18 protein-coding genes and 1 riboswitch are annotated in these 21,631 nt (G+C 69.9%); of the genes, 8 read left to right on the top strand and 10 right to left on the bottom strand.

Annotation, left to right across the window (positions count from 1 at the left end; all coding sequences use genetic code 11):
• The first annotated feature begins 9 nt into the window (after positions 1 to 9).
• Positions 10 to 462 carry a hypothetical protein gene (locus tag ACQEVU_RS20355; protein WP_433325759.1) on the top strand — a complete coding sequence of 151 codons (453 nt, stop codon included), beginning with the start codon at positions 10 to 12 and terminating at the stop codon, positions 460 to 462.
• Complete coding sequence (locus ACQEVU_RS20350; RefSeq protein ID WP_433325757.1) at positions 459 to 689, top strand: hypothetical protein; 231 nt, start codon at positions 459 to 461, stop codon at positions 687 to 689. The genes ACQEVU_RS20355 and ACQEVU_RS20350 overlap by 4 nt, the downstream gene beginning before the upstream one ends.
• Positions 690 to 722: 33 nt before the next feature.
• On the opposite strand, the gene ACQEVU_RS20345 is transcribed toward ACQEVU_RS20350, so the two are convergent.
• From ACQEVU_RS20345 to ACQEVU_RS20335, 3 genes are all read right to left on the bottom strand, one after another.
• Entirely contained in the window at positions 723 to 1,115 is a 393-nt protein-coding gene (locus tag ACQEVU_RS20345) for a hypothetical protein (RefSeq protein ID WP_433325755.1), read from the bottom strand.
• Positions 1,116 to 1,300: 185 nt separating this feature from the next.
• Positions 1,301 to 3,736 (bottom strand): PQQ-dependent sugar dehydrogenase, encoded by a 2,436-nt coding sequence (locus tag ACQEVU_RS20340; RefSeq protein ID WP_433325753.1) that lies wholly within the window; start codon positions 3,734 to 3,736, stop codon positions 1,301 to 1,303.
• Between the two features lie 24 nt (positions 3,737 to 3,760).
• A complete protein-coding gene (locus ACQEVU_RS20335; RefSeq protein ID WP_433325751.1) occupies positions 3,761 to 6,862 on the bottom strand; it encodes a glycosyl hydrolase 2 galactose-binding domain-containing protein in 3,102 nt (1,033 codons plus the stop codon).
• 255 nt (positions 6,863 to 7,117) lie between these two features.
• Here ACQEVU_RS20335 and ACQEVU_RS20330 point away from each other — a divergent pair, with 255 nt between their 5' ends.
• The gene (locus ACQEVU_RS20330; protein ID WP_433325749.1) at positions 7,118 to 8,593 is read left to right on the top strand and encodes a glycoside hydrolase family 75 protein; all 1,476 of its coding nucleotides are present in this window, start codon (positions 7,118 to 7,120) and stop codon (positions 8,591 to 8,593) included.
• Between the two features lie 50 nt (positions 8,594 to 8,643).
• On the opposite strand, the gene ACQEVU_RS20325 is transcribed toward ACQEVU_RS20330, so the two are convergent.
• From ACQEVU_RS20325 to ACQEVU_RS20300, 6 genes are all read right to left on the bottom strand, one after another.
• Positions 8,644 to 9,393, bottom strand: coding sequence for a hypothetical protein (locus tag ACQEVU_RS20325; RefSeq protein ID WP_433325747.1), 750 nt, complete (start codon positions 9,391 to 9,393; stop codon positions 8,644 to 8,646).
• A 196-nt stretch (positions 9,394 to 9,589) separates the two neighbouring features.
• On the bottom strand, positions 9,590 to 10,981 hold the full coding sequence (locus ACQEVU_RS20320; RefSeq protein ID WP_433325745.1) for an IS1380 family transposase: 1,392 nt from the start codon (positions 10,979 to 10,981) through the stop codon (positions 9,590 to 9,592).
• 257 nt (positions 10,982 to 11,238) lie between these two features.
• On the bottom strand, positions 11,239 to 12,267 hold the full coding sequence (locus ACQEVU_RS20315; protein WP_433325743.1) for a LacI family DNA-binding transcriptional regulator: 1,029 nt from the start codon (positions 12,265 to 12,267) through the stop codon (positions 11,239 to 11,241).
• Between the two features lie 38 nt (positions 12,268 to 12,305).
• A complete protein-coding gene (locus tag ACQEVU_RS20310) occupies positions 12,306 to 13,577 on the bottom strand; it encodes an alpha-amylase family glycosyl hydrolase (protein WP_433325741.1) in 1,272 nt (423 codons plus the stop codon).
• Entirely contained in the window at positions 13,574 to 14,389 is an 816-nt protein-coding gene (locus tag ACQEVU_RS20305) for a carbohydrate ABC transporter permease (RefSeq protein WP_433325739.1), read from the bottom strand. The genes ACQEVU_RS20310 and ACQEVU_RS20305 overlap by 4 nt, the downstream gene beginning before the upstream one ends.
• Entirely contained in the window at positions 14,386 to 15,039 is a 654-nt protein-coding gene (locus ACQEVU_RS20300) for a carbohydrate ABC transporter permease (protein WP_433325737.1), read from the bottom strand. Before ACQEVU_RS20300 ends, ACQEVU_RS20305 begins: the two co-directional genes overlap by 4 nt.
• Between ACQEVU_RS20300 and ACQEVU_RS20295 the strand changes: the two genes are divergently transcribed.
• The 3 genes from ACQEVU_RS20295 (at position 14,984) to ACQEVU_RS20285 (ending at position 18,712) form a co-directional block, all read left to right on the top strand.
• Positions 14,984 to 17,302, top strand: coding sequence for a ricin-type beta-trefoil lectin domain protein (locus ACQEVU_RS20295; protein WP_433325735.1), 2,319 nt, complete (start codon positions 14,984 to 14,986; stop codon positions 17,300 to 17,302). The genes ACQEVU_RS20300 and ACQEVU_RS20295 overlap by 56 nt on opposite strands.
• 97 nt (positions 17,303 to 17,399) lie before the next feature.
• Positions 17,400 to 17,804 carry a hypothetical protein gene (locus ACQEVU_RS20290; protein ID WP_433325733.1) on the top strand — a complete coding sequence of 135 codons (405 nt, stop codon included), beginning with the start codon at positions 17,400 to 17,402 and terminating at the stop codon, positions 17,802 to 17,804.
• Positions 17,795 to 18,712: a phospholipase domain-containing protein gene (locus ACQEVU_RS20285; protein ID WP_433325731.1), complete on the top strand. Its 918-nt coding sequence runs from the start codon at positions 17,795 to 17,797 to the stop codon at positions 18,710 to 18,712. Before ACQEVU_RS20290 ends, ACQEVU_RS20285 begins: the two co-directional genes overlap by 10 nt.
• Positions 18,713 to 18,841: 129 nt before the next feature.
• Here ACQEVU_RS20285 and ACQEVU_RS20280 read toward each other — a convergent pair whose 3' ends face one another.
• On the bottom strand, positions 18,842 to 19,585 hold the full coding sequence (locus tag ACQEVU_RS20280; protein ID WP_433335004.1) for a helical backbone metal receptor: 744 nt from the start codon (positions 19,583 to 19,585) through the stop codon (positions 18,842 to 18,844).
• Between the two features lie 292 nt (positions 19,586 to 19,877).
• Between ACQEVU_RS20280 and ACQEVU_RS20275 the strand changes: the two genes are divergently transcribed.
• Both ACQEVU_RS20275 and ACQEVU_RS20270 read left to right on the top strand, forming a co-directional pair.
• Entirely contained in the window at positions 19,878 to 20,576 is a 699-nt protein-coding gene (locus ACQEVU_RS20275; protein WP_433325729.1) for an SHOCT domain-containing protein, read from the top strand.
• Between the two features lie 152 nt (positions 20,577 to 20,728).
• The gene (locus tag ACQEVU_RS20270; protein WP_433335002.1) at positions 20,729 to 21,226 is read left to right on the top strand and encodes a hypothetical protein; all 498 of its coding nucleotides are present in this window, start codon (positions 20,729 to 20,731) and stop codon (positions 21,224 to 21,226) included.
• 235 nt (positions 21,227 to 21,461) lie between these two features.
• A riboswitch (cyclic di-AMP (ydaO/yuaA leader) is annotated at positions 21,462 to 21,605 on the bottom strand.
• Positions 21,606 to 21,631 lie beyond the last annotated feature (26 nt).

Raw genomic sequence — 21,631 nt, 5'->3', positions numbered from 1 at the left:
GAGCCGAGAGTGGCCAACGGCAAGAGCGTTCCGAAACCCCGGCAACCGACCGGAATGCTCGCGCGCCGGCCGGCGACGCCGCGTGGCCCGGATGGTTCCGGGCCGCCCGCCGTCTGGCCACCGGTGCTGATACTGCTCGCCGGCGCCGGGGTCTTCGGGCTCGTCCTGCTGAGCGGACCCGGCACCGTACGGGCCGTCGCCGTGCTCTCCTACCTTGTGACTGTGCCTGGGCTGGCCTGCGTGCGGTTGATCCGGCTGCCGGACCGCCTCACGCAATTCGTCCTCGGGGTCACGCTCAGCCTGGCGCTGGGCACCCTGGTCGCCCAGGCGATGGTTGCGCTGCGGCGATGGTCGCCGCTGCTCGGGCTGTGCACCCTCGTGACCGTGGCCTCGGTCGCGGCGCTGATCGAACTGGTCCGGACCCGGCGCACGGCGCGACGGGGGCGGGTGAGCTCCTCATGAGCCCCCAGCTGCTCAGGTCGGTGTGGATTGGCGAGGGCTCATGGGCGTGGGGCCACGCGATCCTGCTCACTGTGCTGCTCGGAACGCTCGTCGCCAAGGTCGTGCTGCACGGTGCCGTACGGTCGCCGAGCAGAAAGGCCTTGCGCGTGCTCAACCTGGTGATCGCGCCGCTGCTCGCCGTGTTCCTCATCGTGGTGCTGCAACGCTTCCGCGAGCTCAGCGGCTAACGGTGCGAAGGGGGAATACGACCGCAGCACCGGTTAGTGGCCCAGTCGCTGCTGAATGATGCACACGTCACCGGGCGACACGGTGACCCGCACCGCGTCGCCCGCGGCGACCTTGCGCCGGCGGCGCCACATCCGGGTGCTCCGGGTTGCGTGGAGCCGGCTGCCGTCGGCGAACTGCACCTCGTAGCGATCCCCGGGCAGTACCGAGACGACAACGCCCTGGCGCGGGACGGCGTTCAGTGCCGCGTACACGCCGAAGGCGACCAGCTGCTCCCGTGTCACCGGGCGGCCGGCTTTGACGTCCTCGACGGCCGCCCGTCCCAGCTGAAGGTCCACGCCTTTGCGGCGGCGGCGGGCCAGCAGGAACAGCGCGACGGGCGCCAGCATCATCGCCGCGAGCACGACACCGTGCGGCCACACCTGCACCGAGTCGACCTCCTTCGCCCGACCCGAAGCCTCGCACGGCTGGCTCAGAGAATCCAGATCGACCGGCTGTCCGGGTTGCGACGGTGAGACACCATTGGCGGCTGCACGTCCGACGCAGATGTTGGCCGGCCACTCAGGGGAGCGACGACCCGCCGCTCCCCCGAGATCCCCACCCGGTTGGCGGGTCAGGTCACCGTGACCCGCATAATCTGGTCGGAGCCGTTGGCGGCGCCGCCGTTGTTGTCGCAGTTGGTGGTGCTGAGCCAGAAGGCGTCGGCGCCGGGGACTTTGGTGACGGTGCGTAGGCGGCCGTAGGTGCCGACGTAGTAGGCGCTGGGGGTGCCGGTGGACTCGCCGCTGAGGATGGGGATGCGCCAGAGGCGTTCGCCGCGCAGGGCGCCCATGTAGACGACGTCGCGGACGATGGCGATCCCGCTGGGTGATGCCTGGTCCACGGACCATTGCCGCTTGGGGTTTTCCATGCCGGCGACGCTGCAGGTGCCTTCGCAGGTGGGCCAGCCGTAGTTGAGGCCGGGCTTGATGAGGTTGAGCTCGTCGTACAGGGAGTTGCCGAACTCGGCCTCCCACAGCCGGCCCTGGGAGTCCCAGGCGATCCCCTGCGGATTGCGGTGGCCGTAGCTGTACACCAGGGTGCCGAACGGGTTGCCGGGAGCCGGGGTGCCATCGGTCTTCATCCGCAGGATCTTGCCGTTGAGCGAGTTCTTGTTCTGCGCGTTGCTGCCGGTCTGCGCGTCACCGGTGGTGGCATAGAGGTAGCCGTCGGGTCCGAAGGCGAGCCGGCCGCCGTTGTGGTAGCGGTTCTTGGCGATCCCGGTCACCAGGGTGGTGTACCCGGTGAGGGTGTTGCCGTTGTACGTCATCCGGACGATCCGGTTGCCCTCCGCGGCGGTATGCATGAAGTACACGAAGTGGTTCGTCGCCCAGTTCGGGTCGAACGCCACGCCGAGCAGTCCACCCTCACCGTTCGTGGTGACGACGTTGGGCACGGTCCCGACGAGGGTCTTGCCGCCGCCGGTGGTATTGAGCTTGTACACCCGGAACTGCCCGCCGGCGACCTTGTCATCCCGCTCGGTCACCAGCGCCGACTGCCCGTCCGGCGCGAAATAGGTACCCCAGGGGATCGTCCACCCGCTCGAGTACGTCGAGATGGCCGACGGCACCCCGCCGCTGCATGCGGGCGTGGTGAACGAGACCGTGTTGCTCTGCCCCGACACGTTGCCGGCCAGGTCCCGAGCCACCGCGTTCAACGTGTACGACGTGTTGCACGCAAGTGTGGTGATCGCGGTCGTGGTCGCGGGCGGGGTGCCGTTCACCGACTTCACCACCGTCGTGCCAACCCTGACGTCATAGGCCACGACACCTCGGTCGTCGGTGGACGCAGCCCAGCTCAGCGTCACGCTTCCCGACATCAGGTTGGAGTAGGTGAGGCCGGTCGGGGCGCTGGGCGCAGACACATCCGTGCTCTGCGCGGTGGTGCAGATTGCCTGCGCGCTGGACAGCGACACGTTGCCGGCGGCGTCGCGGCCGAAGACGGACAGCCGGTATTCGGTGTTGGGGGTGAGCCCGGTCAGGGTCTTGCTCGTTCCGGTGCCGGCGGACTGCGCGAGGAGGTTGCCGTCGTGGTAGATGTCGTACCCCACCACGCCCACATTGTCCGTCGAGGCGCCCCACGACAGGCCGATGCTGTTCTCTGTGATGCCGGAACAGCTGGGCTGACCCGGCGTGGTCGGCGGGGTCGAGTCGGCCTGACCCGTCACCCGCAACCGATCCAGGTTCGGCCCGCCGCCGGCCGTGGTCGCCGTCGCCCGCACCTTGTTGCTGCCCGCGGCGAGCGTGACCGAGATGGTCTGCTCCGCCCACGTGTCCCAGTTCGCGGTCGCCCCGAACGCCAGATCGAGCTTCACCGAATTGCCGTTGACGGTAATGTCCATCGGGCGGTTCACCGTCGTGCCGTTGGCGTACCGGAACGTCAGCTGAGCCGTGCCCGCGGCTGCGGCGGTGACCGTGAACTCCACATATGAGCCGGCCACGTTCGTGTAGTCCACGAAACCGCTACCGGTGTAGCCGGTGTGGTTGCTGGCGACCGTGCCCTGCGAGATCGCCGCGTCCTCGGCCTGGTAGTCGACGAACTGCGGCGCGACGCTGAAGTCGACGTAGTCCAGGTTGACGTTGCCCAGCACGGTGGTCGCGGTGATCCGGATCTTGTTGGATCCGGCGTTCACGTTCGCCGTGACGGTCTTGTCGGCCCAGGTGTCCCAGTTGGTGGTCGGGTCGAACGCGGCGGCCGCGGCGACGACGGTGCCGTTGACGCTGATGTCGGCCGTGCGGTTGGCGGTGGTGCCGTTGGAGTACCGGATGACGAATGTGCCGGGGCCGGCGTTCGCCGCGGTGACGGTGCATTCCAGGTAGTTGCCGACCGCGTTGTCCCCGTTGGCGAACCCGGTGCCGCTGTAGTTGAGGTGGTTGGTGTCGACGGTGCCGGCCGAGATGGTGCAGTTCTCGGCCTCGTACCGGGTGGTGGCGGCGCCGGCGGCCGGCGCGATACCTACCGGTAGCAGGATCACGAGCCCGGCGGCTGCCGCCAGACTGGACCTTTTCATCCATCCTCCTTGATGGTGAGAGCCTCAGTGAACGGTGAGGTAGTCGACGTTGGGCCCGCCGCCGGCCGTCGTGGCGGTGGCCCGGATGGTGTTGGTGCCGGCGGTCACCGGTACGGTCACCGTCACGTCCTGCCAGGTGTCCCAGTTGGCGGTCGGGTTGAACGCGACGCCCGCCGCGACCACCGTGCCGTTGACCGCGATGTCCATCGGACGGTTCGCGGTCGTACCGTTGGCGACCCGGAACGTCGCCGTCGCGGTGCCCGCCGCCGGCGCGCTCACCGACCACTGCACGTAGCTCCCGGTCACGTTGGTGTAGTCGACGAACCCGGTACCGGAGTAGCCGAGATGGTTGGTCGCGACCGTGCCCCGCGAGATCGTCGCGTTTTCCGCCTCGTACCGGACGAACGAACCGCCGCCCGCGGGTACGGTCTGCGTGGCCGCGTTCCATCCGGAGACCCGTACCGACGGCGTCGCGCCGGCCAGGTCGCTCGTGCGGTACCTGGCGGTCAGGGTCTTCGATTCGCCCGGCCACAGGCTGATCTCGTTGTCGTCCCACTGGATCGGCAGCACGGGTTTGCCGGACGGATCGACCACGTGCGCGTCGAGGTAGAACGCCGGTGTCTTTCCGGTCGAGGTGTTCCTGAGCGTGACGGTGGTCGTCGTGGTGCCGCCCGCCTCGCTCGACGACGCCGTCGCCGACACCGGTGCCTGCGCCATGCTCGACAGACCCTTGAGGTTGGCGTAGGCGGTGGTCGGCGCGTAGTACCAGTCGTTGTTCGCCCAGTCGACGGTGTCGGGCGCCGTCGACAGCCAGTAGACGTTGCGACTGACCTCGGTTCCGGCCGAGTCGAGCAGGACGAGCTTGGCGAGGTACGTGCCAGCGATGCCGCTGATGGACGACGGTACGGTCAGCGCGGTCGCCCGCCCGCCGTCGCCCGGGACCGTCAGCGCCGCTGAGGTCTGGCCGAACACCTGGGTGCCGTCGGGGTTGTAGAGATTCACCTTGGCGACGAGGCCGCTCGCCGAGCCGTGCCGCTGGTTGACCACGACGACCGAGCGGCTGTCGTACGAGTACTGCACGTGCAGCGGCTCGTTGGCCTTCTTGGCGCCGTAGTAGGCGCCGTTCTGGTCCAGGTAGGAGTCGAACAACTGCCAGTGCAGCGAGGTCCAGCCGCTGTTGAGCATCCAGTAGATGACGCCGTCGGCCGGGTTCGACGAGTCGGTGAAGTTGCGCCGGTACGCCTCGAACTGCGCTCGGACGTTCTCGTACTGGGCCAGCTGCGCCTTGCGCACGTAGTCGTCCAGGCTGGTCGGCGCCCCGTACCGGCCGGTGATGGCGTTGTCGAAGATCTTCAGCGTGTTGAAGGTGCTCGACTGGGACCGGTGGTACTGCACGGCGGTCGGGCTCTGCCACAGCGTGCCCAGCTCGGTGCTCGACATCATCCGTCTGAGGGTGTCCATCGTCGGCACGTCCGGCCCGGCACTGGTCTCGGAGTTGAAGCCCCATGCGCCGCCGCTGTCCGAGTGCGCCTTGTCGTACCAGTAGTTCGGCGGAATCCAGTCGTACGGCCCGGTCATCTTCATCCCGGACGAGCCGGTCAGCGGCGCGGACCTGTCCGACGCGGCGGCGACGACCGGGGTCGACCAGTCGGCCGCGGTCAGCGCGTCCACGTAGTTCTTCTCGATCGTCGCGTTGGGCGCGAAGTCGCTGCCGATGAGGAATGAGATGACGCTCGGATGGTCGCGCAGCCGGGCGGCCTCGGCGGCCATCGACACCTTCGCGATCGGGTAGTCGCCGGAGGTCCAGGCCTCGCCCGGCTCGCTGCCGTTGACCTGGCCCTCCCATTTGTCGCAGCACTCCCAGCCCGGCAGCGTGAGGATGCCGTACCGGTCGGTCAGGTCGAAGAACTCGTCCGGCTCGATGTGTCCCTCGAGGCGGATCGTGTTGAGCCCGAGGTCGAGCGTGTAACGCAGCTTGTCTTCGACGTACACGGGGTTCCACCGCAGGAACAGGTCCGGCGACCAGCCACCGCCGCGGATCTGCAACGGTCGTCCGTTGATGCTGTACCGGCGGTGGCCGCTCGCGTCCAGCGGCGCCTTGACGTCTCGCACGCCGAACCGGTCGTGCGCGGCGTCGGTGACCGTGCCGCCGACCGACGCGGTGAGGTTCAGGTCGTACAGCGGCTGACCGCCCATGCCGGCCGGCCACCACACCTGCGGGTTGGCGAGCGTCACCTGAGGGAAGGTGACCGTCTTCGTCTCGTGCGCGGCCAGGCTCACGGGCTGCGACAGCGAGGTGCCGGCGACGCTGCCGGCCACCGTCGCGGTGACCGCGACGGCGGAGTCGTTGCGGACGTCGGCCTTGGCGGTCAGCGTCGCGCTGTCCAGCGCCGGCGTGCTGAGCTTCGTAACCACGTGCGCGTTGCGCAGCGCCACCGTGCCGGACCGGCGCAGCAGCACGTCGCGCACGATGCCCATGTTCTTGTCCGGCGGCGTCTGCACCCAGTCGATCCAGCCCATGGTGAGGTCCCGGTTGGGGTCGTTCGGGTACACCTTGACGGCGATGCTGTTGACGCCACTGTGGACGATCGCGGTCAGGTCCAGTTCGTGCTGGGTGTACGCGCCGGCGACGGTGCTGCTCGTGGCGACCTGGGTGCCGTTGACCCAGACGTCGGCCTTGGACAGCACCCCGCTCATGTTGACGAAGGTGTGCAGCCCGGTCTCCGTGCCGAGCGAGAAGTCCGCCCGATACCACCACGGCACCGTGAAGTCGGCCGTGGGTATCGACTTCATGTTGGTGGAGTAGAAAGGGTCGGGGTAGACGTTGTTGTACAGCAGGCCGGCGAGCACGGTCGAGCGCGCCGGCACCGCGAACCAGCCCGACGCCGCGTAGTCCGGCTGCGAGATGGTGCCCCCGTTGTCACTGGTCTTGCCGGACGACTGGATGACGAAGCCGGGGATCGCGGTCGACTCGCCGGGAGCCGCGGAGACCGGGACGGCCGCCGGCGGTGCGGCCGTCGCCGGGCGGGCCGCGGCCGTCGCGGCGCCGGTGCCGCCGAGCGCGACCAGCGTGGCCGCGCCGACGAGCAGGCGCAGCGGGACTCGGGTACGAATTTGGCGCAGCATGAAGCCTCCCGGGTGATGGGCGGTCTACGTGCACGGGTGCGGACGGCCCGGGGCGGCGGGCCGACCGGTCACACCCCGGAACTGTTAAAGACTCTTACTATTCAATGGCTCTCGATGCTAGGCACGCGGCTCCGATGCGGTCAAGACGCCACAGTGCTGAAAAGTTGTGGGTTGACCTCGGTTTGCGCACGGTCCTAGCATCGAGACCCATCTGTCAGTAAAGTTGCCTGACAGTTCCCCGCAGGGAGGCAGCCCATGGGAAGACGCAGACAGCGAGCCGTGCTCGCGGTGCTCGGCATCGCGAGCGCAGTGCTCGGTGTCCTGGTCCCGGCCGGACCGGCCAGCGCCGCGACGACCCGCTACGAGGCGGAGAACGCGACGATCTCGCAAGGCGTGGTGGAGTCCAACCACCTCAACTTCTCCGGTACCGGATTCGTGAACAACGACAACGTCGTCGGCAGCTACACACAGTGGACGGTGAACGCCGCCAGCGCGGGCACCGCCACGATCACGATCCGGTACTCCAACGGCACCACCGCCGACAGGTCCGCCGACATCGCGGTGAACGGCAGCGTGGTCTCCGCCGCGGCGTCGTTCGGCAGCACGACCAACTGGGACACCTGGGCCGACAGGACGCTCACCGCTGCGGTGAACGCCGGCTCCAACACCATCCGCGTCACCGCAACGACGTCGAACGGCCCGCCGAACCTGGACTACGTGGACGTTGCGATCGCCGCGTCAACGTTCACGGACTACCAGGCCGAGGACGCGACGCTGGTGCAGGCCACGGTCGCGACCAACCACACCGGCTACACCGGCGCGGGGTTCGTCGACTACGTCAACGCAACCGGCTCGTACATCGAGTGGACGGTCAACGCGGCGTCGGCCGGCAGCGCGACCTTCACCATCCGCTACGCCAACGGCACGACGACGAACCGCCCGATGAACATCGCCGTCAACGGTACGACCGTGGCATCGAACCAGGCCTTCAACGGTACGGCCAACTGGGACACCTGGGCTGACCAGAGCTTCACGGCCACCTTCAACGCCGGCGCCAACACGATCCGCGCGACGGCGACGACGAGCAACGGCGGCCCGAACGTGGACCGGCTACGCTTCGGCACTTCCGGAGGCGGCGGTGGCGCCCCGACCGCGGCCGAGCTGCTGGCCAAGGTGACCACGTGCAACCAGATCTCCAACGGCAAGTACAAGACGGACTCCGACGTGGCGACCGCGACCGTCGCCGTGTGCCAGAAGACGGGTGCCGTGTTCTGGAAGGCCGACATGGACATCGACTGCGACGGCGTGCGCACCACCCAGTGCAACGAGACCACGGACTGCTGCTTCCAGGCGGACACGTTCTGCCACACGTCGGGCAACAGCCCGCTGAACGCGGCGCAGCTGCCCTACGTCGTGGTGCCCAGCTCGAGCTCCGTCTGGAACTACACCAACTACCAGATCGGCTGCGGCACGGTTGTCGCCGTGATCTACAACAACCAGGTGCTCTATGCCGTGGTCGGGGATACCGGGCCCACGGGGATCATCGGCGAGGCGTCCTATGCCACCGCCAACGCGCTGGGCATCAACCCCGATCCGAGCAACGGCGGCACCGACTCCGGCGTGACGTACATCGTGTTCCAGGGCTCGCAGCGGGTCTCCCCCATCGAGAACCACAACAACGCGGTGACGCTCGGCCAGAGCCTTGCTCGCACCTTCGTCAACAGCAACTGATCCGACGCAGGACGGACCCTGCCGGTGGGTGCGCCCGCCGGCAGGGTCAATCACGTGTGCAGCCGGGCGATCGCGGACCGCGCGACCGCGGCGGCCGCGTCGCGCAGGGACTGCGTGCTCGGCGGCGTCGAGGACGTCACCTTCAGGCGTACCCCGAGCTGCGTGCGGCCGTCGAGCGCCCACAGCTGGTAGGTGCGCACTCCGCCGTCGCCGATCTGGTAACCGAAGGCGCTCGAGCCGATCCCGGCGATGTCCGCGGCGTCCGCGGGCGCATGCGCCCGCGCGTCGGCGAAGCGGCTGGACGCGCCGGGCGCATCCGCGCCCACCAGGGCCGTGACGTCCGCGGCGATCTGCAGGTTGTTCCCGGCGAAGGGTCGGTCGCAGGTGTACGACGTGTAGTCGGACTTGTCGGCGTGGTCCCCGACGGCCGGCTGCGTCGCGGCGGCGCCCAGCCCGGCGACCGGCCCGAAGTCGACGGCGCCGCAGAGGTCGAGCGGCCCGGGCGGCGCGCCGGCACTGCCACCGGCCGCAGTGGGACCGGCGGTCGCGCCTGTCGCACCTGTCGTGCCGGAGCCGCTCACCGCGGACGGCCCGGGGTTGCCTGCCATGGCAGTCGTCGCGATCGTCGTCGCCGATGCGGGCGCGGACGCGTCGGCGGCCTCGTTCCGTCCGGCCGGCGGGCCGCCGCCCAGGGTCGCAACGGCGAGCACCACCAGGGCGACGACCACCGCCCCGACGCCGGCCAGCGTCCACCACGCCACCTTGCCGAGCCGCCGTTGCGGGCCGGTCGAGCCATCCATCGGCGCAGTATTGCAGAACACGGCGCAGACGCGTCAGTCCTTAGCCTGGATCCACCGATCGGTGCTGGAGCGCTCGCGTCGTAGGCATTGCATCGATATGTGCTGATTGGGTTGGTTGGTGGGTGTGATGGACCCGCCGGGCGCTCCGGCGTGCTCCGTGGCGATGGTGGGGCCCGGGGTGGGCGGCTGGTCCGGGTCAGGCTGTGGCGGGTGGTGCGTGGACTCGGTCGAAGAGGGTCTGCCAGGGCTGCTGCCAGGGCCAGTGGGTGGGCAGGTGCAGGATGAGGCGGCGGGCTCGACGGGCCAGCCGGGCCGGGATGGTGATCAGCTGCCGGCGGATGGTGGCGGCCCGGGCGGTGGCGTAGCGGGGGCTGGTCAGGCAGCCGGCGGCGCGGAGCAGGTTGTGGCTCATCGCGGCCAGGGTCAGCCAGGCGGCGTTGGCGGCGAACCGGCCCGAAGGCAGATGCGCGAGGGGTCCGTCGATGAGGTCGGCGAAGACCTGCTCGACGATGGCGTGACCGCGGTGAGTCAGATCAGCATCCACTGTGGATTCCGTGGTGTCGGTGAGAAATGCGTGATACCGCCACAGCGGGAACAACGCCTCCTGACCTTCGGGTGCGGGGTTGCGTTCCTTGACCCGGCGCACGACAAGCCGGGCGGTGATCTTGTAGCGGGTGGACTCGAACGCGGTGTAGACCGTTTCGGCGACCTCGGCCTCGGAGATCCAGCCTCCGGTCTCCTCGTCGAACACCGCGCCGGGGTAGCGCACCGGGGTCCACGCGGTCTCGTCGATGCTGGCGATCGCGGTGCGGAGCTTGGGGTTGGACTGCAGGGTGAGCGAGAAGTTCACTCCGGCGTTGCGGCAGGCGGCGGCCACCGGGCCGGAGCCGAACGCCGAGTCGGCACGGACCAGGATCGGGCCGGTGGCGCCGCACGCCCGCGCGGTCGCGATCGCCTGGCGGATGAGGGATGCCGCGCCGCGGGCGGAGCCGGCGTTGCCGCCACGCAGCCGGGTCGTGGCGATCACCGGCGCCGCCGTGGTGGTGCTGATCGTGGCCACCAGCGGGGACAGACCGCGCAGTCGCGCGCTGTAGCCGCCGACCTTGGCGTGGCCGAACGCCGCGCCCTGCTTGGCGTGGCCGTAGACCCGCCGCAGCAACGAGTCCACGTCGACGTACGCCTGCCTGCCCGCGCCGGGCAGCAGCGGCGTGGCCGCGGCGAGGGCGGCCAGCAGGTCCCGGGCCGCGGCCTCCAGTTGCAGGGCGTGGCCCCAGGTGAAGAACCGCAGGAACGACCCCAGCGTCGAGGGCGCGTACACCCCGGCGAACAGCGTGGCCATCCCGCCATGCCGCAACACGTCCAGGTCGTCGATGCTGTCCGCGCCGGCAGCCATGCCGGCCACGACGGCGGCGGCCTTGGCGCCCGGGTTCGACCCCGTGGACAGGTCCGGCCGCACCCGGGATGTGACCAACCCGGCCAGATCGACCTGCTCGGCCAGGCCCATCACCGGGACCAGGCCGGCACACGACACCAGATTCGCCTCGTCGAACACCACGTCGACCGCGCGGCGAGCATGCAACAATCGCACCTACGAGATGCCCTCTCGACCAGGGTGATGGAAGCGTAGAGAACTCCCATCCTTCCAGGTCAGAGGGCATTTCCCATACCCTCGCAGCTCACGACGTCATCGTTAGTCGGTGGATCGAGGCTTAGTGGCGCCGCCGGTGGGCCAGCACCGTGATCCCTCAACCGCACCGGCTGACGCCGGCCCCGCCGTCGTCGCCGTCGTGGCGGCGATCGCCGCGAGGTACGTCGTCCGGTGGACCTGAAGGAAGCCGTCTGTGGCTACGGGCGGGCCGATCGTGACGAGGCGCGGACCACGAGACGGGGGGCGAGGAGGCGGCCGTGTACCGCGTGCCGGTCCGGTTTGGCGACGGTGTCGACGAGCAGCTCCATGATGGCGCGCGCGGCCTCGGTGACCGGCTGGCCGATGCTGGTGAGGCCGAACGCGAGCGCGGTCGGGGTGTCGTCGAAGCCGACGATCGCCAGGTCGGTTCCGGGGCGCAGGCCGCGGGTCGTGGCCTCGTGGTGGATGCCGACGGCGATGGTGTCGGTGGCGGCGACGATGGCGGTCGGCGGGTGCGGGTCGTCGAGGAGCCGGCCGGCCGCCTGGCTGCCGGCGGGCATCGTGTCCTCGGCGCGGGCGTCGAGGTCGGTGGGCAGGCCGTGGCGGGTCATGGCGTCGCGCCAGCCGCGGGCGCGGCGCACCCCGACGGAGAAGTCCTCCGGCCATCCGATGTAGCCGATGCGGCGGTGGCCGCGCTCGACGAGGTGGTCGACGGCGTCGGAGACGCCGGTCTCGTCGTCGACGTCGACCCAGGAGTACTCGCCGGTGCCGGACACGGTCCGGCCGAAGGACACGAACGGCACCCGGCCGGCGAGCAGGAGGCCGGGCCGCGGGTCCTGGGCGCGGACGTCGTAGAGGACGACACCGTCGGCGGCGCCGGCCCGGATCAGCGTGCGGGCGGTCTCGGCCTCGGCGGCGGCGTCGTCGGCGGTGAAGAGCTGGATGTGGTACCCGCTGGGCCGCCCGGCCTCGGCGAGCGCGTGCAGGAACCGGTCGTGGATCGAGCCGACGACCTCGGTGGAGGTCGGCTCGATCCGCAGCCCGATGACGTGGGAGGCGCTGGCGCGCAGGGCGCGGGCCGCGTAGTTGGGGTGGTAGCCGAGCTGCTCGATCGCGGCCTCCACCTTGCGCCGGGTCTTGGGCAGCACGCGTTCCGGGCGGCGCAGCACGTTGGACACGGTCTGGGCGGAGACCTTCGCCACCGCCGCGACGTCGGCCAGGGTGACTGGCTGATCGTTGACTGGCACCGTGACGTTTCCTCCGAGACCGGCGTGGTCTCGCCAGTTTAGTGCCACCAGGCGGTGGCACCGGGCGGCAGGGACACCGCGCCGGTGGGCCGGGCGGTGGCGAGCGCGGTGCTGGCGAGCAGCAGGGTGCCGGGCGGGGCGACGTCGACGTCGTGGTCCGTGAGGTTGGTCGTGCACGTGAGCGTCGAGCGGGTGAAGGCCAGCACGCCGTCCGGGGCGTCCTGCCAGTGCAGCGGACCGCTCATGCGGCGGCGGATGTGCAGGGCGCGCCGGTACATGGTGAGTGTCGAGTGGGGCGTCTGCTGGGCCTGGACGCTCAGCTGCCGCCAGGCCGGCGGTATCGGCAGCCAGGTCGCGGCCGATGCGCTGAACCCGAACGCGGGCGGCTCACCGGTCCAGGGCAGCGGCACCCGGCAGCCGTCCCGGCCGGGGTCTCGGCCCTGGGACCGCCGCCAGGTGGGGTCCTGCCGGGTGGCGTCGGGCAGGTCGAGGACCTCGGGCAGGCCGAGCTCCTCGCCCTGGTAGAGGTAGGCGGAGCCGGGCAGCGCGAGCATGAGCAGTGTGGCGCCGCGGGCCCGGTCGAGCGAGCCGAGCCGGGTGACGTGGCGTTGCACGTCGTGGTTGGACAGCACCCAGGTGGGTGCGGGGTTGGTGCGCAGGGTCTGGTCGATGACGGCCCGGACCGCGCCGGCCTGCCAGGGGCTGAGCAGGAACGGGAAGTTGAACGCCTGGTGCAGTTCGTCCGGGCGGGTGTAGTTGGCGAGGCGCTGGGCGGTGGGCGCCCAGGCCTCGGCGATGCCGATGCGGTCGCCGGGGTACGAGTCGAGGATCTTGCGCCAGTCGCGGTACACCTCGTGGACGTCGTCCTGGTCGAAGTACGGCAGGATGCCGCCGCGGTGGTCCTGGCCGGTGTGGCCGGCGTCGGGCAGGCCGGGGGCCTTGACGAGCCCGTGGGCGACGTCGATGCGGACGCCGTCGACGCCGCGGTCGAGCCAGAACCGCAGGACCGCGGCGTACTCCTGCCGCACGGCCGGGTCGTCCCAGTCGAGGGCGTCGGTGAGCAGCGCGTCGAAGTCGGCGAGCGTGCCGAACATCGGGTCGACGTCGCGGTGGTCGGTGATGTCGTAGCCGCCGTCGCGCATCGGCGATTGGTAGAACGGGGTGAGCCACACGCCGTCGACGCCGAGCTCGCGCAGGTACGGCAGCCGGCTGCGGACGCCGCCGAGGTCGCCCACGCCGTCGCCGTCGGTGTCGGCGAAGCTGCGGACGTAGATCTGGTAGATGACGGCGGACTGCCACCACGGGGTCATTTGACGCCTCCCGCGGTGAGGCCGGCGACGATGCGGCGCTGGCAGATGAGCACGAGCACGACCAGCGGGACGGTGACGACGGTGCCGGCCGCCATCTGGGTGCCGAACGGCTGGTCGAAGCCGTACTGGCCGGTGAACAGCGACAGGATGACGTTCGCGGTCATGGTGTCCTTGCGGTTGACGACGCTGGCGGCCACCATGAACTCGTTCCAGGAGGCGATGAAGGCCAGGATCGCCGTGGTGAACACGCCGGGGGCGGCGAGCGGGAGCATGATGCGGTAGAACGCTTCCAGGGTTCCGCAGCCGTCGACCTGGGCGGCCTGCTCGAGCTCGACCGGCAGTTGCCGGAAGTATGCGGTCAGTGCCCACACCGCCAGTGGCAGGGCGAAGCTGATCGTGGGCAGGACCATCGCCTGATACGTGTTGATCCAGTCGAGTTTGATGATGACCTCGAGCATCGGGACCAGGATGGTGATGCCGGGGAACATCGCGGTGGCGATGATGAAGCCCAGGATGACGCCTTTGAACGGGAACTCCAGCCGGGCGATGGCGTAGGCCATCAGCGCCGCGACGGCCACCACGACGACGGTGGTGACGCCGGCCACGATGAGGCTGTTGAGCAGGGCCTTGGCGAACCCGTTGGCCGGGTCGAAGGCCGCGCGGTAGTTGTCCAGCGACGGTGGCAGGGGCAGTGGGTCGTTGGAAAACTGGTCGGCCGGGCGGCGCAGGCTGGAGATGACCATCCAGGCGAACGGCAGCAGGCAGTAGGCGATCAGGCCGCCGGTGGCGGCGAACTGCGGTATCCGTTTCACGAGGCACCCCGGTTGGTGACGTCCGCGCCGAAGATCCGGACGAAGACGAACGCGATGGTCATGACGTAGAGGAACAGGACGGTCGCGTAGGCGGCGGCGGGCCCGAATCGCAGGTTGGTCATCTCGTCGTAGGCGAGCATCGACAGGGTCTCCGCCGAGCCCTTGTGCGGCCCGACCAGCACGTAGGGCAGGTCGAACATGCGCAGCACGTCGAGCAGCCGGAACAGCACCGCGACGACGAGGACCGGGCGGACCAGCGGCAGGGTGATCCGCCAGAAGGTCGAGAGCGGGGAGCTGCCGTCGACGCGGGCCGCCTCGTAGACCTCCCGGGGAATGGCCTGCAGTCCGGCCAGGGTGAGCAGGCCGATGAACGGCGCGGTCTTCCACGTGTCGGCCACGACGACGGCGGTCCAGGAGGAGATGCCGTCGCCGGTCCACACGACGTCGGCGGACAGGACCGCGTTCGCCACCCCGGACGGTGCGAAGATCCACCGCCACAGCAGGGCGGACACGACGGTCGGGATCGCCCAGGGCACCAGGATCGACGAGCGGACCAGGCCCCGGCCGCGCAGGCCGCGGTTCATGATCAGCGCCATGGCGACGCCGATGACGACCTCGATGGCGACCGACACCACGGTGAACGTGGTCATCGGCGGCAACCGCTTCGTCGCCGCCTACTCCCGGGTAACGATCGCCAACCACGACTCGGTCGCACACACGCAGAACCCGGCCCCGTCCTCGGCGCTGCTGGCCCTGAACAGCCCGTCGACGACCGTCGCGGCCGGGCAGAGCGTCAACTTCGACTACGTGATCGCGATCGACAAGTTCGGTGGCAGCTACGCCTGGCCCGCAAACGCCGCGCTGACCGGGGCCGGCGGCTACGACACGCACTACGCCCACATGACGTCCTACTGGGACGGCAAACTCGCGCAGATCGCGCAGATATCGGCGCCGGATCCGCAGATCGCCAACGCCTACAAGGCCGGCTACATCTACACGAACATCGTCAAGGACGGGAACAACCTCAACGTCGGCGAGAACGGCTACGACCGGCTGTACGACCACGACCTCGTCGGGATCATGACCAACCTGTTCGACGAGGGCGACCTGTCCAACGCCACGAGCTACCTGCAGACCCTGCTCTACAACGAGTACCCCGACGCGCTGTACAAGTACAGCTGGCCCTGGGCGGTGTACCTCGAGAAGACCGGCAACACCACCTTCGTCCAGCAGAACTTCGCCAAAATCCAGCAGAACGCGCACGCCATCGCCGCCAACGCCACCGGCCCCGGCGGCATCATGAAGCTCTCCAACGCCATCGACTCCGACGGCTACTGGACCCTGGACAACGAGTCCGCGCTGATGGGCCTGCTGACCTACAGGTACATCGCCGCCAGGCTGGGCAACACCACCGAGGCCAACTGGGCGGCGAGCCAGTACCAGACGCTGCTGGCCGCGGTGAACGCCAAGCTCAACGCCACCATCTCCGCCAACCACCTGTCCTACCTGCCCTGCGCGATGGACGTCCCCAACTCCGCCAACGCCTGCGGCCAGCCCGGCAACGCCAACTGGGCCTCGACGTTCCTGTTCGGTCGCTGGTCCTGGGACGGCCAACTGTGGGGCGCCAGCGCGGGCGGGCCCATGACGAGCATGATCGACGCGACGTACGACTACGGGTTCACCTACAACTCCGGACTGCCGGCGCACACCTACGGCGGCTACAACGGCTACAGCACCGCCTACAACGCCGGCTACGGTTCGGCCGGGCTGAGCTCGACCCGCTACCGGGCCGAGGGCATCTACGACTACCTCTTCATGATCCAAAATGCGCAGAGCGCGCCGTACTCGTGGTGGGAGGGCATCCCGTCGGCCGCCACCACCAACTGGTCGCCCGGAACCCATGCCACGTCCGGCACCGGCTCCAGCCCGCACATGTGGGGCCAGGCCAACAACGCCAAGGTGCTCCTGGACTCGCTGATCGCGGAGAAGTCCAACGGATCGGTCATCGTCGGCCGCGGCGTGCCCACCGAGTGGCTGCGCAGCGGCCGGTCGGTGAGCGTCGGCAACTACCCGATCGCCGGCGGCCGCGCCGGCGCGACGATCAGCGCCTCGGGCTCCACCGTCACCCTGACCATGTCCGGCAAGGCCCCCTCCGGCGGCGTCCAGTTCAGCGTGCCGGAGTTCATCGGCAACATCGCCTCCGCCAGCACCGGCACCGTCGACAACGCCAACGGCGTCGTCGCCCTGCCGCCCGGCGCCACCTCCGTCACGGTGACCCTGAACACCGCGCCGGCCTACACCCAGCTCGGCGGAGTCGACCTGCAGGGCTACTGCCAGTCGATCGGTCATTCGGGAGCCAGCCTCGACGGCACGACGAGCAACGACTGGCACTGCGTCACCTACACCGGTTCGCACGTCTCCATCGACATGGACGACGCGTGCCAGCGGCAGTACCCCCACAACGCGGCCGCCTTCAGCACGACCTCGGGCTCCGGGCCGTACACCTGGGGCTGCCAGGCCACGTCGCCGAAGGCTCACACCGGCCTGATCACCGGCTACCAGGGCCTATGCGTGGATGTCCGCAACGGCACCAACGCCGACAGCACCCCGGTGCAGGTCTACACCTGCAACGGCACACTGTCCCAGCAGTGGGCGGTCATCACGGACGGCACCGTGCACGCCATGGGCAAGTGCCTGGATGTCAGCGGGGGCTCCACCGCCAACGGCACCCCGGTGCAGCTGTACACCTGCAACCAGACCGGAGCCCAGCAGTGGCAGGCACTGTCCGACGGTTCGCTGGTCAACCCGCAGTCCGGCCGATGCCTGGACGACAACGGGGCCGGCGGTTCCGGCACCCAGCTGCAGATCAGGGACTGCACCGGCGGCGCGACCCAGAAGTGGAACCTGCCGTGACATCCGGCTGAACCAGCCGGCAGAGCGCCACGCTCATTGCCCATCATCAATGCGCATGCCATCGTTCATCGTCGAACTCCAACTCCCTGGAGACCAGATGCGCAGACTCCTCCCGTTGGTCCTGGCCGTCCTCGTCGCCGCTCTCATCGCCGCCGCACCGGCGCGGCCTGCCCTCGCGGCGGCCGACGGCACGCTCGCCGCGACGTCCGTCACCGTCGGGTCCGAGCTCCGGTTCAGCTACTCCACGCCCCGCCCCGCCGCGGCGAACTGGGTCGGCCTGTACACCGACCCCGGCAACGGCCCGGCCGGCGAGGCCTACGTCGGACCGTCCCTCAAGTGGACGTACGCGGCCTCGGCGAGCGGTTCCGGCTCGCTGCCAACCACCGGGCTGGCCCCGGGCGCGTACATCCTGTACTACCTCTACAACGACGGCTACACCTGGCTCGCCCAGCCCGTACGGATACAGCTGATCGCCGCGTCGGGCACCCTCCCATGCTCGTGATCTCGCCGTGGACCCGCGGGGGCTGGTTGAGCTCGGAGGTCTTCGACCACACCTCCATCATCCGGTTCCTGGAACGGTGGACCGCTGCGCTCGGCACGCCGGCGACCTGCCCCAGCATCAGCGCGTGGCGCCGGAAGGTGACCGGCGACCTCACCGGCGTCTTCGACTTCGCCTCGCCCGTGTACGGGCTGCCGCAGCTGCCCGCCACCAGCGTGATCACCCACGCCTACTGCAAGACGCTGCCCAACCCGACCCCGAGCACCAACGCCCTGCCCGCGCAGGAGCCCGGCACCCGGCCGGCCAGAGCCCTGCCCTACCAGCCCAACGGATACCTCGACCGGCTCGAGTTCGGCGCCGGCGGCAAGATCCTGGCCTGGTTCCAGATGGTGAACCAGGGCGCCGAGGCGACCCGCGCGGCCCACTTCTCGATCCACCCCAACGCGTACCGCAACCGCGACCCCTGGCAGTACACGGTCGACGCCGGCGGCACCACAACCGACTACTTCAACTTCGGGGCAGGCTACGGCTCGGGCCATTATGACCTGAGCATGGCCGGCCCGAACCGCTTCCTGCGCCGCTTCACCGGCAACGCCACCACCGCCGGCAAGGACGCCTTCGTCGGCAGCTACTACGCGGTGGCGTCCAGCACCGGGAAACAGGCAATCTGGTTCCGGATGAAGAACACGTCAGCGTCGGCGATGACCTTCACCATCACGTCGAACCAGTACCGCACGGACGGCCCCTGGACCTACCAGGTGGGCGCCGGGCAGAGCGTCGACGACTGGTTCAACGCCGTTGCATACAACAACGGCTGGTACGACTTCACGATCACCGTCAACGTCGACCCGGCCTGGTCGCAGCGCTTCACCGGCCACATCGAGACCGGCCGGCCCAGCGTGTCCGGATGACCACCGATCGGGCTGCGTCGCACGACATGCTTGCGCGAGGCAGCCCCGATCGCCTGGCACGCCGGGTCAGACGCCGGACGCGAAATACTGCGTCGCGACGGTCCTGCTGCGCTCCCTCAACCAGCGCGTCTAACCGCTCGCCGGCCCGCCGCGTACCTGCTCGATCAAATCCGTCCGGGCGGAGGCCAGCGACGGGCCGTACCAGGTGAGGTTCCGCCCGGAGACGAGCACCGATGTGCTGCCAGGGAACGCCTCCGGCCCGTCGTCCCGGGTGAACTCGTACGGTTCGTCCGGCAGCAGCACGACATCCGCGCCGGCGGATCGCAGGTCGGCCAGCTCGACGCGCGGATAGCGGTCCGGATGGGCACCGAAGACATTTGAGAAGCCGAGCCGGGACAGGAGGTCACCGGTGAACGTCCGCGAGCCGACGACCATCCAGGGGTCGCGCCAGATCGGAACCACCACGCGGATCACCGGCTCCGGGGCCGGGCGGCGCCACGCTGCGGCGGCGGCCGTCAGCCAGTCGGGTTCGCCGACGGCAAGCACGTCGACGAACAGCCGCCGCATGGAACGCAGCGCGTCGTCGAGGGACTCGATCCTGGTGACCCACACCGGCACACCGCTCGCTCGCAGCCGTTCGACGTCGATCCTGCGGTTCTCCTCCTGGTTGGCCACGACCAGGTCGGGTAGCAATGCCTCGATCGCCGCCCGGTCCGGGTTCTTGGTGCCGCGTACGCGCGGCAAGCCCATTCCCGGCGGATGCGTGCACCAGTCGGTGACGGCGACGAGCCGGTCGGGAACCGTCACGGCGAGCGCCTCGCTGAGCGAGGGAACGAGCGAGACGATGCGCCGCGGCGGCCGCTCGAAGGTCATGGCGTGGCCGAGGTCATCACTGAGCCGCAACGCTCCGGTCGGGGTCACGATGCCAAGTCCCCCGCCGCGCGGCGAAGCGACCGCAGAGGGCCCACTATCGCCTGCATTGCGTGTGTGATGGGCTCAGGTCGGTTGAAGACCTCAGCGGCGTGCTGCTCACCTGGTTCCTCCTGTGCTGGTCGAGCCCCTCGGAGTCTACGATCCGGACCAGCGGGGGCCGACGAGCATCCGCTTGTCGAGTTGGTGACCGGGTGCTGGCCGCGGGCCGGTCGCTCGTCGATGATCTGCTCTTGTGCGCCCGCCGTTGCTCATCCGCCGCTCCATCTACACCTTCATCGGCCTCGCCGGGGCGTTCGCCGGTCTGACGCTGCTGTTTCTCGCCTCTCGCCTGGTGTTCGCGATAGGCGGGCGGTGCGGTTCGGGCGGCGCCGGCGTGTACGCCTACCCGCCGTGCCCGCAGCACGTGCCCGAGTTGGCCCTGCTGGGCCTGTTCGGCGGCGCCGCGTGCACGATCTTCTACGCCGCGAAGGGCCTCAAGTTCGGCGCGCGGCTGAGCCTGCTGCCGGTACCGGTGCTGTTCCTCAGCATGGCGTGGAACTTCTTCGAGTTCGGCTTCGATCCCCCGGGCGGTGGCCTGGCCATCGGCTGGCTCATCTGCGGGGTGATCTTCGTCGTCATGGGCGGCGGGCCGCTGTTCATGGTGGGCAGGCCCTGGCGGGAGACGCTGTGGGCCGACTGGCAGCCGCCGGCCGCGCCGGTCCTGCAGCCGCTGGCGGGGCCCACGCCGCGCGAGAGGGCCGAGCGGGCATGGGGTAGGGCGTTGGACATGCCGGCCGCCGGCGGCGCGCCGGGGGCGGCGCCCGATCCCGCCGAACTCGCCTCGGCGCTCGAGCACGTGAGCCGGTTGCACGCCGCGGGCAGGTTGACCGACGCCGAATACACGGCCGCGAAGGCGCGGCTGCTGGGACTGTCTTCCGGGGAGGGGCGATGAACAGGACGACGGCAGGGCTGAAGATCTACTCACTGGTTTTGCAGGCCGCGGCGATCCTCTGCGGGGTGGCGCTGGGAGTGGTGGCATACCGGTGGATCACCGGGTGACGCGGACCGCGTCACGGTGACCCTTTAAGGTCACCGGACGGCGGCCTGCTGTCCAACGGCATCCTCGACGTCGGCCTCATCTTCTGCTGCTACCAGCACGACATCCGGCGCCGGTTCGGGGCGGTGCAGGGCCGGCTGGCCGACGACCCGCTCAACGACTACGTCCGCCCGGCGAGTGCCCGGCGTGGTCAGCTCGGGCTCGGCGTCGATGACGGGGACGGCGCGGTCGTGCCGGACGGGGCCGGGCCGACGCTGGGACTGACCTCAGACGGTGACGGGGATGCGGATGGGGCTGAGGCTGAGGCGGACGGGGCTGAGGCCGCGGCGGACGGGGCCGAGGCGCCGTTGGGCGCGGCCGGTCCCGTGGCGGGCCCCGTGGTGCGCTTCGGCGACGGATCGCGCACGTTCGGTATCTGTGCGGCGCGCTGCTGGGTTGGTGCGGGATCGGCCCGGGTGGCGGACGGCGCCGCCGGCTCCTGGTTCGGCTGGTCGCCGGGCCGCGGGTCCGTGCCGGACGAGGGGTTCTCGACGAGCGCCGTCTGAGCGACGCCGTGCTGCGGCGCCGTGGCGGCCTGTGCTACGTCATCCGGTCTGCCGGCCTGGGACGACACGTACGCCGAGCCGATCGCCGCGGCTGCGAGGACGGCCGCAGCGGCGTACAGGCCGGTCCGCCGCCGGTCGGCCGAGTGCCGGCCGCGCCGCAGATATTGCAAGTGACGAGGAAGATACTTGCGGGTGGCGGCCGGCTGCTGGTTGGGATTCTCCACAGACACGGCAATGCTCCTTCCGAAACCGTCTACCGGGTTAGCTGACGGATTCGGACGGAAGGGTCGCCCTACCTCGCGACGCGACGCCGCTCGGATTCACCCCAGTAATACCTGGTTCCCCGGCTCGTGTGAGCACGATTCAACGGGTCCGCCGTGACGTCACCCCGGATTGGCGACGGCC

Origin of the sequence: Dactylosporangium sp. CA-139066 (assembly GCF_050936175.1) — a bacterium.
Taxonomy (GTDB): domain Bacteria; phylum Actinomycetota; class Actinomycetes; order Mycobacteriales; family Micromonosporaceae; genus Dactylosporangium.
Note: the sequence above shows the minus strand (reverse complement) of the source record. Positions and strands in the feature narration are given on the sequence as shown.

Coding starts and splice junctions, on each gene's coding strand:
- ACQEVU_RS20280 (WP_433335004.1), bottom strand. CDS start 19,585: ATGACCTTCGAGCGGCCGCCGCGGCGCATCGTCTCGCTCGTTCCCTCG.
- ACQEVU_RS20290 (WP_433325733.1), top strand. CDS start 17,400: ATGCGCAGACTCCTCCCGTTGGTCCTGGCCGTCCTCGTCGCCGCTCTC.
- ACQEVU_RS20330 (WP_433325749.1), top strand. CDS start 7,118: ATGGGAAGACGCAGACAGCGAGCCGTGCTCGCGGTGCTCGGCATCGCG.
- ACQEVU_RS20335 (WP_433325751.1), bottom strand. CDS start 6,862: ATGCTGCGCCAAATTCGTACCCGAGTCCCGCTGCGCCTGCTCGTCGGC.
- ACQEVU_RS20295 (WP_433325735.1), top strand. CDS start 14,984: ATGGCGACGCCGATGACGACCTCGATGGCGACCGACACCACGGTGAAC.
- ACQEVU_RS20325 (WP_433325747.1), bottom strand. CDS start 9,393: ATGGATGGCTCGACCGGCCCGCAACGGCGGCTCGGCAAGGTGGCGTGG.
- ACQEVU_RS20310 (WP_433325741.1), bottom strand. CDS start 13,577: ATGACCCCGTGGTGGCAGTCCGCCGTCATCTACCAGATCTACGTCCGC.
- ACQEVU_RS20340 (WP_433325753.1), bottom strand. CDS start 3,736: ATGAAAAGGTCCAGTCTGGCGGCAGCCGCCGGGCTCGTGATCCTGCTA.
- ACQEVU_RS20300 (WP_433325737.1), bottom strand. CDS start 15,039: ATGACCACGTTCACCGTGGTGTCGGTCGCCATCGAGGTCGTCATCGGC.
- ACQEVU_RS20350 (WP_433325757.1), top strand. CDS start 459: ATGAGCCCCCAGCTGCTCAGGTCGGTGTGGATTGGCGAGGGCTCATGG.
- ACQEVU_RS20285 (WP_433325731.1), top strand. CDS start 17,795: ATGCTCGTGATCTCGCCGTGGACCCGCGGGGGCTGGTTGAGCTCGGAG.